This window comes from Paenibacillus sp. FSL H7-0940 (assembly GCF_037979415.1).
GTDB classification, from domain to species: Bacteria; Bacillota; Bacilli; order Paenibacillales; family Paenibacillaceae; genus Paenibacillus; species Paenibacillus amylolyticus.
In genome coordinates this window covers 1,961,067-1,976,575 of sequence record NZ_CP150280.1, presented here as the reverse complement: position 1 = coordinate 1,976,575, position 15,509 = coordinate 1,961,067, and the positions used below count along the sequence as shown (strand labels likewise).

The window sequence follows — 15,509 nt, the reverse complement described above, 5'->3', positions numbered from 1 at the left end:
ATACCAGTCACACTCGGCTCATCATAGTTCTTTGAGCCGCTTATCACAACATAATAGATATCGGAGGTATGGTTATGGTCAAGAAGAAAATTTCCACAGCCCTCAGTGCAGCTTTAATCGTTTCTATGCTGGCTACTGGCCTAATAGTCACTATCCAAGGTAACACAACGTTAGAGGTAGCGAAGTCAGCAGGGGATAAAAAGGTTGAAGTTATTAAATGAAGGCAAGACGTTAATTAATTAACCTGCCGCGGGAAATGAACATATTCCTATTGAAGTCGCTATTTTAGCGGCTTTTTTTGTTTTATCGGTAAAATTGGGTTTAATACTAACGAATATTTTGTTGAACAAGTAAAGAGAAGTTTAGATGCAACCTTTTTTACATTTGTAAACCATTAGGTTTAAAGCAATAAAAAAATGATTAAGTCAACTTAAATAAAAAATTGTTTTTTTCTATAATCAATCATAAAATGTGCAAATGTAAACTAAAACAGATATATACATAAATAATAATGTTCATTTAAACAAAAATACTTTGACAAATGAAAACGAGTGGCTTATTTTGTTAATAAGGAATGCAAATTACTTTTTTAGATTTTAAATAGCCTTAAGGGAGCGTGAATAAAATTAAAAAAGTACATCTATCAGGTGAAAATAATATCAGCAAAGGTCCAGAAAACTTTATTTATAAAAATGAATATAGACCGCAAATACATTATTCCCCTAAGGAAAATTGGATTAACGATCCTAACGGAATGGTTTATTACGAAGGAGAATATCACCTTTTCTACCAATATACTCCCCATGATACACAGCCTGACTTCGGCAGAATGCATTGGGGGCATGCAGTAAGTAATGATTTAGTACATTGGGATGAACTTCCACCAGCCATCTCGCCCGGAGAAGATGGAGCGATCTTTTCGGGAAGTGCGGTAGTCGATAAGAACAATACAAGCGGATTCTTCAACGAAGCAGGATCAGGATTGGTTGCAATTTATACGAATAATGGTAACAACGCTCAACCCGGTAAACCGCAGGTTCAAAGCATCGCTTACAGCAAGGACAAAGGTAGAACCTGGACAAAGTATGAAGGTAACCCTGTTTTATTCCCCACGGAGACGCTAGACTTTCGAGACCCAAAGGTATTCTGGCATGAAGAATCTTCAAACTGGATAATGGTTCTTGCTGTAAGCGACCGTGTAGAATTTTACACATCTTCGAATCTTAAGGATTGGTCTTTTGCAAGCGGTTTCGGTTCTGATATTCCGGGCATCCATCGTGGAATTTTTGAATGTCCTGATGTTTTTAAACTCCAAGTGGATGAGGACCCTAATACCACTAAATGGATTCTGACACTAAGTGTCGGAGATAGAAATGGCATAAATCCAAACGATCCAGAACCACCCGCAGGCGGTTCTGGCATGATGTATTTTATAGGTCACTTTGATGGTAAGGTTTTTACACTAGATGAAACATTGGAATCATTCGATACAATCCAATGGATAGATTACGGATCTGACTTTTACGCGGCCGTGACCTGGGATGGTATACCGAATGAGGATGGGCGAAAGATTTGGGTCGGCTGGATGAATAATTGGCGTTATGCTTCCACTCTTCCTTCTAAAGAATGGCGTGGCCATATGTCCATCCCACGAGAGATTCAGCTCAGGACGTATTCGGAAGGACTTCACTTAATTCAAGCACCCATAACTGAGTTAAATCAACTCAGAAGATCAATTTTGTCTCTACAAGACATTACGATTAATCCAGATATGAACGTTTTGTCTGCTGTTTCTGCTGCAAAGATGGAAATTATTGCGGAATTCGAAATCGGTAATGCAATAGAATTTGGGTTCAAGGTGCGAAAGTCTTCCTCTTCCAACCAGGAGACAGTCATCGGATATAATGTCTTGAATGAGGAGTTGTTTGTCGATCGGACGAAGTCGAACACTGTTGATTTCCATTCCGATTTTGTTGCAAAACACAAGGCCCCCATGAAGCCAGAGCATAAACGGATACAGTTGAGCATCTATGTTGATTGGTCAAGTGTAGAGATCTTTGGCAACAATGGGACAACTATCATTTCAGACACGATTTTCCCCGACTTTGGAAGTAGAGGACTGGAACTTTATTCCATTTGCGGAGAACTAAAGGTCGTGTCGCTTCAAATCAATGATCTCGTAAGCATTTGGGAAAATCAGAGTGTTTAGAATATAGCAATGGCTTGATTCGACATTATGGTTACTGCGCGGTTTTGGGCAGCCGAACTGAACTCGGTGTCCAAAACCAATTAAATTTGAACTGACTTACGATTCTATTAGAAAAGAGGGTATGGAATGAAAGATAAATCTAAATTCGCAATATGTCTTCTGATGGCAACGGGATTAGCTCTGACTTCAAACGGGATTTTTACATCTAAATCAATTGCGGCTAGTGCTGTACTTGCAGATCAGGAAACAAATAAACAGGCAAAGGAGGAGCTTGATATTTTTGAAAGCGCATCCAAATCAAATACCAATCTGATAGGCTGGCAAGTGAAAGGAAAAGGAGGATTAGAGGATACTTCAGAAGGAATCTTGCTAACTTCACAGCCTAAAGAAAATGTAATGGCCATCTCAGAGACAGTGTCCGATGATTTTATCTATGAAGCTGATGTCATGATCAGGGATACGAAGGCGGATGCAACATTGTTGTTTCGATCTAATGAGGATGGCTTTAGCTCGTACATGCTGCAAATCGTTCCGGACGCAGGCCTGATTCGGTTAAGAGATGCAAGAAATGGAGATGGGAAATTAAAGGAGGAGCGTAAAGTTTCTGTTGAAATGGGGCAAATCTATCATCTCAAAGTGAAGGCAGTGGGTTCCTCGCTAAAAGTATATTGGGGCAATCAATATAAACCATTAATTGATGTTCAGGACATTTCGTATCAAAGCGGAAAGCTTGGACTCCATGTATGGGATGGATCCGCCTTGTTTTCGAACATCGTGGTGAGTGATCTGAAAGGTAATTTGGGGCCGGTGATTTCTAGCAAGGGAAAATGGCAACCTGATATCAACGGCAAAAGAGGGACGGTAGAACAGGGGAGCATAGCACAGCAAATCTATAACAAAGAGGCGACTGATATGGTCTATGAAGGGAATATTACCCTTCGTCCTGATTCTATTGCAGCTCTCGCATTTCGATCTTCAACCGATGGAGCTGAAGGATATGAAGCTACTCTTACGAAGGAAGGAGATCAGGTCCGTGTAAGTTTGACGAATACAAAAGGAACAGTAATTGCAAGTTCGCAACGTACTTATCCGAGTCAGATGGGAGCCAAACATCATGTGGAAATCAAGGCAAAGGGAGATCGAATTCAGGTCTTCCTGGACGGATACACTACGGCCGCGATTGACGTGAAAGATTCAACCTACAGGAGTGGAAGTACCGGAATCGTCGTAAAAAAGGGGACGGCTTACTTTCAGGATACTTATGTAACGGAACTGAGCCAATATTACAATGAGATATATCGTCCACAATATCATTACACGCCAATACGTGGTTCAGCGAGTGATCCGAATGGACTTGTCTACTTCGAAGGAGAATATCATCTCTTCCATCAGGATGGAGGAACATGGGCGCATGCGGTAAGTAAAGATATGCTGAACTGGAAACGGCTTCCGATTGCACTTCCCTGGAATGATCACGGACATGTCTGGTCTGGGTCGGCTATTGCGGATATGACAAATGCATCTGGTTTATTCGGAGATTCAGGAGGCAAGGGCCTTATTGCATATTATACTTCCTTTAACCCAGATAGCCCGAATGGGAACCAGCGTATAGGTCTGGCATACAGTAAAGACCAAGGTCGTACTTGGGAGTATTCGAAGGAACGCCCGATTGTGATCGAGAACCCGGGTAAGAGCGGAAATGAAGCTGGGAATTGGGATTTCCGCGATCCGAAAGTGATCCGTGATGATGAGAATAACCGCTGGGTTATGGTTGTGTCCGGAGGAGATCATATTCGTTTCTACACGTCAACGAACTTACTTGACTGGACATTGACAGATAATTGGGGATATGGGGATTACGTCCGCGGAGGCGTATGGGAATGCCCTGATTTGTTCCAGCTTCCGGTAGACGGAACGTCACAGAAGAAGTGGGTTATGATGATCAGTACAGGAGCGAATCCCAAAACAGGCGGATCAGATGCCGAGTATTTTATCGGTCATTTAACAGCTGATGGTAAATTCGTGAACGATAATCCGGCGGGTAAGGTACTAAGAACAGATTTTGGTAAAGAGTTTTACGCTTCGATGTCTTTCGCTAACATGCCTGATCATCGCACAGTGATGATGGCGTGGATGACGAATTGGGACTATCCGTTCGCTTTCCCAACGTCCAATTGGAAAGGTGAACTAACCATTCCGAGAGAAGTATCATTGGTAACAACCAAAGATGGAATTCGGATGACGCAAAGTCCAATCAAAGAATTGGAATCACTGCGTAAACCTTTGTACTCTGCTTCTAACAAGTCGGTGAGTCCTTCTTCCGGGAATCTGCTAAAAGGTATTATTTCAGGTGCTTACGAAATTGAAGCTGAAATTGAAATCCCTGAAACCAGCACAGCGACCGAGTTTGGCTTTAACATTCGTGAGGGTGCAAATCAGAAGACGGTCGTGGGTTATAAGGCAAGCGATAGTAATATGTTTGTGGACCGAACTGCATCCGGTGAAACGGATTTTTCTAACCTATTTAGTAAGAAACATGAAGCGCCTACGCAAATGGAGAATAATCGGATCAAGATGCGTATTCTTGTGGATGAATCTTCTGTTGAAGCCTTTGGTAACAACGGCAAAGTCGTCTTTTCAGATGTAATATTTCCGGATCCTGCTAGTAGAGCGATGAGTTTTTACGTGAAAGGTGGGAATGTGAACGTTGTTTCCTTGAAAGTGCATCAACTTCAATCTGTCTGGAATGAGGACATTCCTTCAAAAGCTCAAATAAAGATGGATACGAGGGTTCGGGAACTGGGGGTAGGCGAGTCGGATACACTGCAGGCGATGGTCGAGTATGGCCCATGTCTAGGCGTTCAACCGCTGAAGTGGAGTTCCAGTAATAACGACGTAATAGCCATAGACTTGGTAGACAATTCACATGCAGTTATTAAGGCAAAAAAAGAAGGGGAGTCCACAGTCACTGTATCTACTCCGAATGGTAAAGCTTCCAGTAGTGTGCTCATTAAAGTCTCAGGTGGCGAGTTCCGGACAAACCTGAGTGGATGGACTAAAGATCTGTCTGCTGCTTCATGGTTAGTTAGTGAACATGGGATTCGTGGTAAGTATTTTAGCGATGCGAATTATATTGCCAAAGAGAAGGCTGGGAACTTTACGTATGAAGCAGACATGATGCTCGGTGAAACAGGAGGGGCAGGTTCTATTTTGTTCAGGGCTAGCGAAGATGGTCGCAGTGGTTATTATCTGAATCTAGACCCTAACATGAAGGCCATTCGTCTTTTCTATAAAATCAATGGAGGATTTGAAGAACGTCAGGTTCTTGCAAAAGTACCAACGTTCATTCAGCCAGGTCATACGTATAAGGTGAAAATAGAAGCGCATGGTCCGCATATTGTCGTTCACGTGGACAGTCAAAAAGTGATAGATATCATGGATGGTACTTTTGCAGAAGGCCACTTTGGACTGAATGTATTTGGCGGCTCCGCATCTTATCAGAACGTCAATGTGAGCAACGGTGAACCTGCAAACATCACCAAGTCCAGTCTTATAAATGCCGCAACACAAAAATCCATTTATACCGTGAACCTTGTCAACGGGGAGCCGGTTACCTTGCAAGATACAAGTGCAGCTTCCGTCCAGAAGTGGGTATTTGTTCCGACAGGTGACGAAGAAGGTTCGTATTCGATTCGTACTACGGCCGGTCAGACGCTTGATCTGGATATAGGGCAAAACAAACTTCAGCTGTATCATTACTTAGGGTACAACAACCAGCGTTGGGTCCTTCACGAGAACAAAGACGGATCAGTTCATATTACTTCAGCTCATCATCAAAAAGCATTAGAGGTATCGGAAGATGGGACCGAACTCTTCTTAAGTGAACTGAATCCATCACTTGATCGACAAAAGTGGATATTAGCAAAATAATCAAAGTTTATTCCATAATGGCGTAACTAATAGATATTCCAATAAAGAAGTGTCGTGGGACAGGAACATGTTCAATTCAAGTCGCTATTATAGCGGCTTTTTTCTTTTAATCTTGTCCTAGCAGAGGTTCGATGGCTAGCGCTATGCGGATTCGTAAGCTTTCAGTTGGATCTTTGAGTTTCACACCCAGGATTTTTTCACACTTTTCCAGTCGATACACCACCGTATTTCGATGAACGAAAAGTTGCTTGGATGTTTCGACAAGCTGGCATTGTGTATCGTAAAAAGCGTTTAAGGTGCGCAGCAACTCTTTTTTTTCATGTTCGTCTGCAATCTGCAGCAGTCCGTTTAAGGTCGCGTCGTAAAATTGTTTCAGTTCGTTGTGGGGAAGCATGTGGAATAAATATCCGATGTCCTTGGCTTGGTAAGATTGGACGAATTGCTTTCGTTTTAGCCAGTAGCCGAATTGCAATGCATTAATCGCTTCTGTATAAGAATGACGAACGCCGAGTACATTTGTTGCAGGTTTGCCAATGCCGATAGACAGACTCAGTCCTGTCTCAACATGCAGCTCTTTAAGCATTCCTGACAACTGCTCGGTGATTTTTGCCTCATCCCACCCCGACTCAGGGATAGATAGAAGAAGACAGTAGGTATCATGTTTGGTAAACATGACGAAGGAATGATCTAACCCACCAAAAACACGTTTGATGTGCTCGTACTGCTCCTCTTGCTCCGTGATATTATCTCCTTTCGGAGGCGCCGAACCTTCGTAATTAGGAAATCTTTGATGCATGTGATGCACCTCGTCATTACGCATGGTCAGCAAGACGCTTGCACGCTCCTTGATAAGCCCACATCTCTTGCCGCGGTTCAGCGCCTCCTGCTCAGACGTGATATATCCCTCAATCAGATCGGAGAAAAATTCGTTTTTGTGCCTGCGGGAGCGCTCTTTGACAGCCTGTGATTTAGTCAACTCCATTCCAATGACGTTGGAGGCCTGCTCAAGCGTCAGACCGAAAAGCCCAGTCCATTGATCCGGTGAATGAAATGATAACAAATAGCCTTCGTGGCGGTAAGTTTTTACTGGATATACCAGCATGCAGCAACGCTCTCGGACTGATGGGTTGATGAAGCACAACGAAGTGGGACTAGAAATATCGGACAAGTCTTGAAGTGTATTTACAGCGGCTGCAGTGAGTTCAGCAACACTTGTATTCTGGCTGGAAGCAGAGATAGTTTGCCATTTGTAGTTTAATAGAACGACTGGGGATGAGAACAGTTTGGACAGAGAATCGATAATGCTGGAAATTCCTTTGCCGCGCATGATCATCTCGGAGAATTTTTTGTGGATGCTGAGTGCATATTGCAGTTCGTCACTCTTGTTATTCAGAATCACACTGGTCGATCGCTGCAAAATTTCGCCAAGGGATAGACGGACATCGGAAATTTCGATGATGGGAAATTCGTTCTGATCCGCTTCCCAAAGTATTTCATCAGGGATTGGTAGTTCAAAGCGCTTGGTTTTGATGGCCAACCCCGAGCACTGAAGACGCTGCATGTCCCTGATTAGTTGAATAAACATCTCTGGTTGCTGCTTCATGAAAAAGCCGTTGGTCAGCAAGAGCTCGTTCGGCCTTAGAAAGCGAATGATATCCGGACAGTCCATAATGTTGACCGTTTGAACCTCACGTACTAGCCCCTTATGCCCCGTAATCACTCTAGCATCATCGTAAATGCCGTTTTTCAGCAAATCTGTCAGCAGCACATCGACCCATCCCTTTCTGGAACAAGTTATTTTATTGTTAAGTAATATAACACTACGATCATGTGGAGTAAATATCTTTGGTTTGATCATCCAATATTGCTAATTATTTTTATCCTTTTCATCCAATGATTTCTCAGAAGGAGTGAATTATGCTTAAAGTGTTTCTTGCGTGTAATAAAAGCGTACATGAACGGAGGATGTAATGATTGATCTACTTATCACAGATACGGTGATTTCCGGGGATGAAAGGCGAATGGATGTCGGGATATCCTCAGGCAAGATTGCATTTGTCACGCCATGCGGGGAAAGGAAAACCGAAGCTTCTCGTGTAGTGCAAGGCAAAGGGGGCTTATTGCTACCCGGATTCGTCGAGCCGCATATTCATTTGGAAAAAGCATATTTGCTGGATTCCATGGATCGGGAGGCGGAGTCTCTCCAGGACGCGATTCAGATAACATCCAAACTGAAAAGTTCGTTCACAAGGGAGGACATGTATCGTCGCTCGCTGGTTGTCATTCGGGAAGCCGTCAGGAATGGTGTAACCCATATGCGTTGCCAAGCAGAGGTCGATCCGGTTCTTGGACTCAGAGCTGTCGAATCTGCTCTTCGTCTCAAACAATCCTTAAAACATCAACTGGATTTACAGGTAGTTGCCTTTCCGCAAGAAGGGGTGTTCAAGAGTCCGGGGACTGTTGAGCTGATGGAAGAGGCCGTTCGTATGGGAGCCGATGTGATTGGAGGAATCACTTATCAGGATGCAGACCTGGGGGAGCACTTGGATTTTGCATTTGGTCTGGCAGGGAAGTACGGAAAACCGTTGGATTTTCACGCGGATTTCTCGGTCGATTTCAACGACCGTGCCGTTGTGGAAATTGCAAAAAGGACCATTGCTGCAGGCATGCAGGGGCATGTAGCCGCCGGACATGTAACCTCGCTCGGTTCCCTCCCTGAACACGAAGCTTCGGCTATCGGGGAGCTTCTGTGTCTTGCCGGAATCAGCGTCATTACGCTGCCGATGACGGACCTCTTTTTGAATGGAAGAGAAGGTCCAGAAGGTTATCATAGAGGTCTGACTCCTGTGAAACTGCTCCAGGATTGTGGAGTGAATGTGGCAATTGGCGTCAATAATGTGCGCAACCCATTCACGCCGTTTGGCAAAACAGACCCGATTGAGGTTGCCTGGCTATTGGCGATTACTTCTTACATGGGCGGCAAACGGGATGCGCTCATCTTGACCAACATGCTGACTCATAACGCAGCACAGGCGTTAGGCATTGATAATTATGGCGTTAAGGTTGGCGCTCCGGCTGATATGGTATTGTTCCGAGAGCGGTCGGAGAGGGAAGTGCTGCTTAATAAACCGGAGGCCCGCACGGTTTGGAAATCGGGATTACAGGTAGCTTGTACTGACTCAAAACTTTTGGAATTACCGTGGTTGTCGGATGGGATGGAAACAATCTAATTATGAAGTAAGGGGATGGAGTTATGGAGAAAGGCTTAACACTCGTGAAAAATGTCAAATGGTCGGAAAACCTGTTTGATCTAACGATTGATCAAGCAACTGGACTTATTGTCAGCATTGAGACTGCCGGAACGGATGCGGATCTCACATCTGTAAATATTGCCGGTAGGGCGACAACCGTCATTGACGCGGATGGGCTGCACTATGTACCGCCAATGACAGATATGCATACCCATCTGGACAAGCATTTTATTGGGGAGCCGTGGAAGTCTTTGCAGCCGTTTGTCACGCTGCCCGGCCAGTTGGAATTTGAGAAAAGTATGTTGGGAGAACTACCGACCGGAGCGGGAGAACGTGCGAAACGAATGTTGGATTTAATGTTAGCCCAAGGTACAACGGCAATCCGCACACACGTTGACGTGGATCCGCAAATTGGTCTCTCTCATCTTGAGGAGGTCTTGGAAGTGCGCGAGATGTACCAAGGACGCATCGATATGGAAATTGTGGCATTTCCCCAGCAAGGCCTGCTTCGATCCGACTCCGTTTCCGTCATGCGGCAAGCGCTTCGTGCTGGAGCCAACTATGTTGGTGGTGTGGATCCGGCCGGATTGGACCGCCGAGTGGATGCCAGTCTGGAAGCCATGTTTGAACTTGCGACAGAATTCTCTGCTGGCATCGACTTGCATCTGCATGACCCGAGTCATCTCGGAATATACACGATCAGGAGCTTCGCCGAACTGACAGAACAAGCCGGTATACCCGGCCGTACCGCGGTAAGCCATGCCTATTGTTTGGGCCAGGTTGGGGAAACAGAGGTGCGCTCACTCGCGGAAAGGTTGTGTGCGACCGGCGTAGCCATCATGACGAGTGTGCCCATTGACAGGCCTATGCCCCCCATCAAACTGTTGATGGAAACGGGAGTGTCCGTTCATATCGGTTCCGATAACATTTTGGATTCGTGGAGTCCATTCGGAAATGGCGATATGCTCTCCCGTGGGTCACGTCTCGCTGAAGCATCCGGTTGGGTGGAGGACTTCTGGTTGCTAGAAACGTACAAGCTTATTTCCAATGCGCCATTAACTCCAAAAGTGGGTGAACAAGGCACTTTCTCGTTGGTAAATGCCATAAATGCGATGCATGCGTTGGCTGCAGCACCTCCACGCGAAGCTGTATTTTCGGGTGGTGTGCTTGTTGGTGGTCGAATGTTTCCCAACAGCAGACAGATGGCAGCCATCCATTCGTAACAATCTTTAATTATACATGAAGCAGCGCATCCTTTTTCAGGTGCGTTGCTTTTTGACATGAAAAGGCTGATCACAGGGCTTATAATACGTTGCTTAATGCAGTGAATGTGATAATACATAACATTAAAATTTAGACAGGCTTTTCTTTTGGTGTAATAATCCAAATTAAATCATTTTTTTTAGTGAATCACACCAATGACTGAGGCTTACTTACATCGTATTATTCATATAAGAACAATTTTGAGTCACATAAACTGACATTCATAGAATAGGAGGGATGTTGGAGGAGTTACACAAACCAAACATCATTGTTACGAACAGGGGGAGAGAGACATGCGTCGAGGTTTCCATGCAAACCGCATCCAAAACATCAGAAAGCATGGGCTGTTATTGGTCATGATTTTGCCAGGCATCGTCTATCTGTTCATCAACAATTACTTGCCCATGTTCGGCATTGTGATTGCGTTCAAAGATATCAATTTTGCAAAAGGAATCTGGGGAAGTGACTGGGTAGGCTTCGATAATTTCGCCTATCTGTTCCAAACGCAGGATGCTTGGGTGATTACCCGAAACACGTTACTTTACAACGGCGCATTTATCGTGCTTGGAACAGTGCTCTCTATAGCTGTGGCCGTATTGTTGAACGAGGTAAAAAAGCGATTTGCCTCCCGACTGTATCAAAGCATCATTTTGCTGCCCTATCTGATCTCGATGGTCATTGTCGCTTACTTGGTTCTGGCATTGCTCAACGAGGAAAACGGATTCGTCAACCATTACGTGCTTCCTTTACTGGGGATAGACCCCGTGTCGTGGTATGCGGATTCCGGTAAGTGGCCCTTTATATTAAGTGTCGTATATCTATGGAAAAACGTTGGTTATACATGCATTGTTTATCTTGCCTCAATCGTAGGCATCAGCCAAGAATATTATGAATCCGCTACGCTGGACGGAGCATCCAAGTGGAGGCAAGTCTGGAGCATTACCCTTCCTCTGCTTAAACCCACGATGGTCATTATGGTGCTTCTTGCAGTGGGACGCATCTTCAATTCCGATTTCGGATTGTTCTATCAGGTTCCGCTGAATTCGGGTGCACTGCAAACGACTACCGATGTCATTGACACATACGTTTATCGTGGATTGATGACTTTTGGGGATTTCGGAATGTCATCCGCTGCCGGACTGTACCAGTCCATTGTCGGTTTTCTGTTAGTATTAACGACCAATGCGATCGTTCGTCGCAAAAACCGGGATTTGGCGCTGTTTTAGCTAAGGGGGAGAACAACATGTATTCAAATAGGATATATCAAATGGCTGTTCACCTCGTGCTCATCATGATGGGAATCGCTGCAGTGTTTCCGTTTATACTTCTGATATCCGCTTCCCTAACCGAGGAACAAGCCATTATCAGGGATGGTTATCGTTTGTTCCCGGCTCAATTCAGCTTCGATGCTTATGTGTATCTGTTTAATCAGTATTCGTTGATTCTGCGGTCGTATGGAATTACGACGTTCATCACGGTCGTGGGCACGATCGTTGGATTGTTGATCACAACCCTGGTCGCTTATCCGCTATCCAGAAATGTGCTTCCATTTCGTTCGTTCCTGTCATTCTTCGTATTTTTCACCCTGCTTTTCAATGGGGGGCTGGTGCCGATGTACCTGGTTTATACGGATCTCTTCCATTTGAAAGATACCATCTGGTCGCTAATCATCCCGAATTTACTGACCAACGGGTTCTACATTTTGTTGATGCGCAGTTTCTTTTCCACATCAATTCCCGGCGAAGTCGTGGAGTCAGCCTATGTGGATGGAGCCAACGAATGGGTTATTTATTGCAAAATCGTTCTCCCGCTTGCTCTCCCAAGCCTGGCAACCATTGGTCTGATGCTCATGATCTCGTATTGGAACGATTGGTTTAACGGTCTGATCTTCATCAATGACGGAAGCCTCTACAGCATTCAAAACCTGCTTAATCGAATGTTGTCTGATGTCCAGTACTTGCAGCAAAGCAGTTTGTCTGGTCAGACAGCAGTTGTCTCATCCGTACCTCTCGGCAGTGTGAGAATGGCTATTGCCGTAATCGGCGTGTTGCCGCTGATCGCAGCGTATCCGTTTTTCCAGAAGTTCTTCGTCAAGGGATTGACTATTGGTGCCGTAAAAGGTTAGTTATGCTTCGTATCCAAGATGTCTTATCCAAAAGCAAACATGGGGAGTGAATGAAGATGTTCAGAAAAAGATTGCCTGTGGGTTTCATAAAGGTAATGTCCTTAATTTGTGCGGCCCCTCTATTGTTGACGGCATGCGGAAACCCAGACAGTAAGGAGGGGGCAGAACTTGGAAAAGCTTCAGCAACAGACATGTATGAAGTGGTCATGACGTATCCAGCTTTTGGGGATGTAACAGATGTTAAGGAAATTCAGGAAGCCATCACTGATATTACAGCGGAAAAGGTAGGCGCCACCGTGAAGCTTTTACCTGTTAATGGATCGAACTATGCCAATCAAATGAACTTGATGCTGGCGGGCAGCGAGAAACTGGATCTGGTGTATACCAGCGTTTGGTTCGGCCTTGAATCCCAAATCGGCAGGGGACAGTTACTGCCCATGGACGAATCGTTGAATGAATTTGGTAAAAAGATACTGGAGGCTGTTCCGGAGGAAGCCGCAGAAGCCGGGAAGATGAATGGCGAAACATATGGCGTTCCCAGCATTAAAGCTTGGGCACTTTCCCCCAGTTTTGTGATGGACAAAGAGCTTGCTGATAAACATGCTATTGACCTTAGCGCCATAAAAACCTGGAATGATATCTCTGCTGTATTGCAGCTTATCAAGGACAAGGAGCCTGGTGTCACGCCGATTGTCAGCTATAACTCACAGGAAACACCCGGACAAGCCATGCTGAATTTTGATCCATTGGGAACAGTACCTGGCGTACTGGATTTTGGCGGGGAGGACTTCACCTTGCAGAACCTTTTTGCGACTTCGCGGTTCTCCACAATGGCTGACCTGATGCGTGATTGGTATCAAAAAGGTTATTTCAGCAAAGATGTCGCAACGTCACAGGAAACGGGCTCCAATCTGATCAAGGCAGGCAAAGCCTTCTCGTATATCCGGAATATCAATGAATGTTACTCGGAATCACTTGCGGCTGGGACTGAACTTGTATGCGTCCCCCTTGAGGATTCGTATATGACACGAAATAGCGTAGCTTCCAACATGATGTCTTTGGCAAGGAACAGTGAGCAGCCGGATAAGGCGATTCAAGTATTGGAACTGTTTTACTCGGACGAAGCAGTCATTAATCTGTTTACGAATGGGATCGAAGGCAAGCATTATGTTAAACGGGATAATGACCTAATCGGCAAGCCGGATGGCGTTACTGCAACAGGATACGATTCAAACCAATATGCCGTGGGGAACAATTTCCTGTCCTATATATGGGAAGGGAACGATCCTGACATGTGGGAGCACTTGAGGGGCGAAAATGAGAGTGCCGTAAAATCAAGGGCGATGGGTTTCAGCTTCGACATCAATCCGGTCAAAACACAAATTACCTCGGTGGCCAACGTCCAAAACCAGTATGATGCAGGCTTTCAGACAGGAACTTTTGACCCGTCAGAACTGGGTGCTTATCTCGACAAACTAAAGAATGCAGGCGTAGAGAAAATATTGACGGAAAAGCAAAACCAGTTAAACCAGTGGCTTGAAAATAAATAGAAGGAGCTGATCACGCATGTTTAATCCTGTCATTGATGTTCACCACCATATCATCTCTAAAGAAATGCAACGAAAGCAGCGGGAGCTGGGAATGGAGATTCCAAGTTTTATGCCGAAGTGGACGCCCGAGATCGGGATGCAAAAAATGGATGTATGTGACATCTCGTTTTCATTCCTTTCAGCCCCGTCAGACCTGACGTTCATCGACCAATCTTCTGCCAACGCATTGGCACGTAAAATGAATGAAGAGCTCGCATCGTATGCTCAACTTCATCCTGAGCGGTATGGTGCATTTGCAACGCTTCCACTCCCCGATCCCGCAGCAGCCATGGAAGAAACCTTGTATGCACTTGATGTTCTTGGGATGGATGGTGTTGCAATGCTGACAAGTTATCAGGGTAAATATTTAAGCCATCCGGATTACACCGAATTGTTAACCGAATTGGATCGACGCAGTGCTGTTGTGTTTCTACATCCCATCCTTATACCACAAAAAATCGCTGGGCTTAGTCCTGCATTGCTTGAGGGCACCTTCGATACAACGCGGGCTGTCACTACGATGGCTGTTCATCGCATTTTCGACCAATATCCATCCATTACGTTCATTCTTCCCCATACAGGGGGCATGGTTCCGTATATCAAATGGAGAATTGCGCTTGCCGCTATCGGACAAGATTCGATTCAGGTTGAAACAACACCGGAACAATTTCAAGCTGAAATAGCCAAACTGGACCACCTTTATTATGATTCCACGTTGAACCTCGGCACGATCCAAAAGTTGATTGCGCCTGATCGGATTCTGTTCGGAGCGGACATACCTTGGCCAGCGGACAGCGTCCTTCGGATACAACGGGAGTCGGTATTCCATGAAGCACAGCAGATCAGCGAAGAAAACGCGAAAGCGATCGCTTATGGCAATGCCTTTCGTCTATTTCCCCGCATTTCTAAGCTTTTTGATATAGAGAAAAAGTTAATTTAAAGTGTTAGGAACCGATAACTCAACATTACAAAACAATAGTTTAATCTGTCATGACAATGTAACAACAAAACAATCGTTCTTGAAACGGTTGTTTTGTTGTTAACACCCATTAGTTACATTCTGGTTCCTATTTAATAAAAAGGTGCCTACTTTTCAAGTAGTATGAGACATTTTAAGATTAAACGAAAGGTGGTTAAACAGA

General features: G+C 44.8%; 10 protein-coding genes. 9 read left to right on the top strand and 1 reads right to left on the bottom strand.

Annotated elements, in window-relative coordinates; genetic code table 11:
• Positions 1–74: 74 nt before the first annotated feature.
• From MHB71_RS08800 to MHB71_RS08790, 3 genes are all read left to right on the top strand, one after another.
• On the top strand, positions 75–221 hold the full coding sequence (locus MHB71_RS08800; protein WP_200868520.1) for a hypothetical protein: 147 nt from the start codon (positions 75–77) through the stop codon (positions 219–221).
• 395 nt (positions 222–616) lie between these two features.
• Entirely contained in the window at positions 617–2,209 is a 1,593-nt protein-coding gene (locus tag MHB71_RS08795) for a glycoside hydrolase family 32 protein (protein ID WP_340029330.1), read from the top strand.
• A gap of 126 nt (positions 2,210–2,335) precedes the next feature.
• Positions 2,336–6,139 carry a GH32 C-terminal domain-containing protein gene (locus MHB71_RS08790; protein ID WP_340029329.1) on the top strand — a complete coding sequence of 1,268 codons (3,804 nt, stop codon included), beginning with the start codon at positions 2,336–2,338 and terminating at the stop codon, positions 6,137–6,139.
• Between the two features lie 106 nt (positions 6,140–6,245).
• On the opposite strand, the gene MHB71_RS08785 is transcribed toward MHB71_RS08790, so the two are convergent.
• Positions 6,246–7,907, bottom strand: coding sequence for a PucR family transcriptional regulator ligand-binding domain-containing protein (locus MHB71_RS08785; protein ID WP_339193465.1), 1,662 nt, complete (start codon positions 7,905–7,907; stop codon positions 6,246–6,248).
• Between the two features lie 202 nt (positions 7,908–8,109).
• Here MHB71_RS08785 and MHB71_RS08780 point away from each other — a divergent pair, with 202 nt between their 5' ends.
• The 6 genes from MHB71_RS08780 (at position 8,110) to MHB71_RS08755 (ending at position 15,307) form a co-directional block, all read left to right on the top strand.
• Positions 8,110–9,369: an amidohydrolase family protein gene (locus tag MHB71_RS08780; RefSeq protein WP_051447392.1), complete on the top strand. Its 1,260-nt coding sequence runs from the start codon at positions 8,110–8,112 to the stop codon at positions 9,367–9,369.
• 23 nt (positions 9,370–9,392) lie between these two features.
• Positions 9,393–10,613 (top strand): amidohydrolase family protein, encoded by a 1,221-nt coding sequence (locus tag MHB71_RS08775; RefSeq protein WP_036615378.1) that lies wholly within the window; start codon positions 9,393–9,395, stop codon positions 10,611–10,613.
• Between the two features lie 333 nt (positions 10,614–10,946).
• Positions 10,947–11,879, top strand: coding sequence for an ABC transporter permease subunit (locus MHB71_RS08770; RefSeq protein ID WP_036615375.1), 933 nt, complete (start codon positions 10,947–10,949; stop codon positions 11,877–11,879).
• A gap of 17 nt (positions 11,880–11,896) precedes the next feature.
• Complete coding sequence (locus MHB71_RS08765; RefSeq protein WP_339193470.1) at positions 11,897–12,778, top strand: carbohydrate ABC transporter permease; 882 nt, start codon at positions 11,897–11,899, stop codon at positions 12,776–12,778.
• Between the two features lie 56 nt (positions 12,779–12,834).
• Positions 12,835–14,328, top strand: a complete 1,494-nt coding sequence (locus MHB71_RS08760; RefSeq protein ID WP_340029328.1) for an ABC transporter substrate-binding protein — start codon at positions 12,835–12,837, stop codon at positions 14,326–14,328.
• Positions 14,329–14,344: 16 nt separating this feature from the next.
• Entirely contained in the window at positions 14,345–15,307 is a 963-nt protein-coding gene (locus MHB71_RS08755) for an amidohydrolase family protein (RefSeq protein WP_036615371.1), read from the top strand.
• The last annotated feature ends 202 nt before the right edge of the window (positions 15,308–15,509 follow it).

What these genes read in the sequence shown, in the direction of transcription:
- MHB71_RS08790 (WP_340029329.1), top strand. Translation starts at nt 2,336, where the DNA reads ATGAAAGATAAATCTAAATTCGCAATATGTCTTCTGATGGCAACGGGA.
- MHB71_RS08800 (WP_200868520.1), top strand. Translation starts at nt 75, where the DNA reads ATGGTCAAGAAGAAAATTTCCACAGCCCTCAGTGCAGCTTTAATCGTT.
- MHB71_RS08765 (WP_339193470.1), top strand. Translation starts at nt 11,897, where the DNA reads ATGTATTCAAATAGGATATATCAAATGGCTGTTCACCTCGTGCTCATC.
- MHB71_RS08770 (WP_036615375.1), top strand. Translation starts at nt 10,947, where the DNA reads ATGCGTCGAGGTTTCCATGCAAACCGCATCCAAAACATCAGAAAGCAT.
- MHB71_RS08775 (WP_036615378.1), top strand. Translation starts at nt 9,393, where the DNA reads ATGGAGAAAGGCTTAACACTCGTGAAAAATGTCAAATGGTCGGAAAAC.
- MHB71_RS08760 (WP_340029328.1), top strand. Translation starts at nt 12,835, where the DNA reads ATGTTCAGAAAAAGATTGCCTGTGGGTTTCATAAAGGTAATGTCCTTA.
- MHB71_RS08780 (WP_051447392.1), top strand. Translation starts at nt 8,110, where the DNA reads ATGATTGATCTACTTATCACAGATACGGTGATTTCCGGGGATGAAAGG.
- MHB71_RS08755 (WP_036615371.1), top strand. Translation starts at nt 14,345, where the DNA reads ATGTTTAATCCTGTCATTGATGTTCACCACCATATCATCTCTAAAGAA.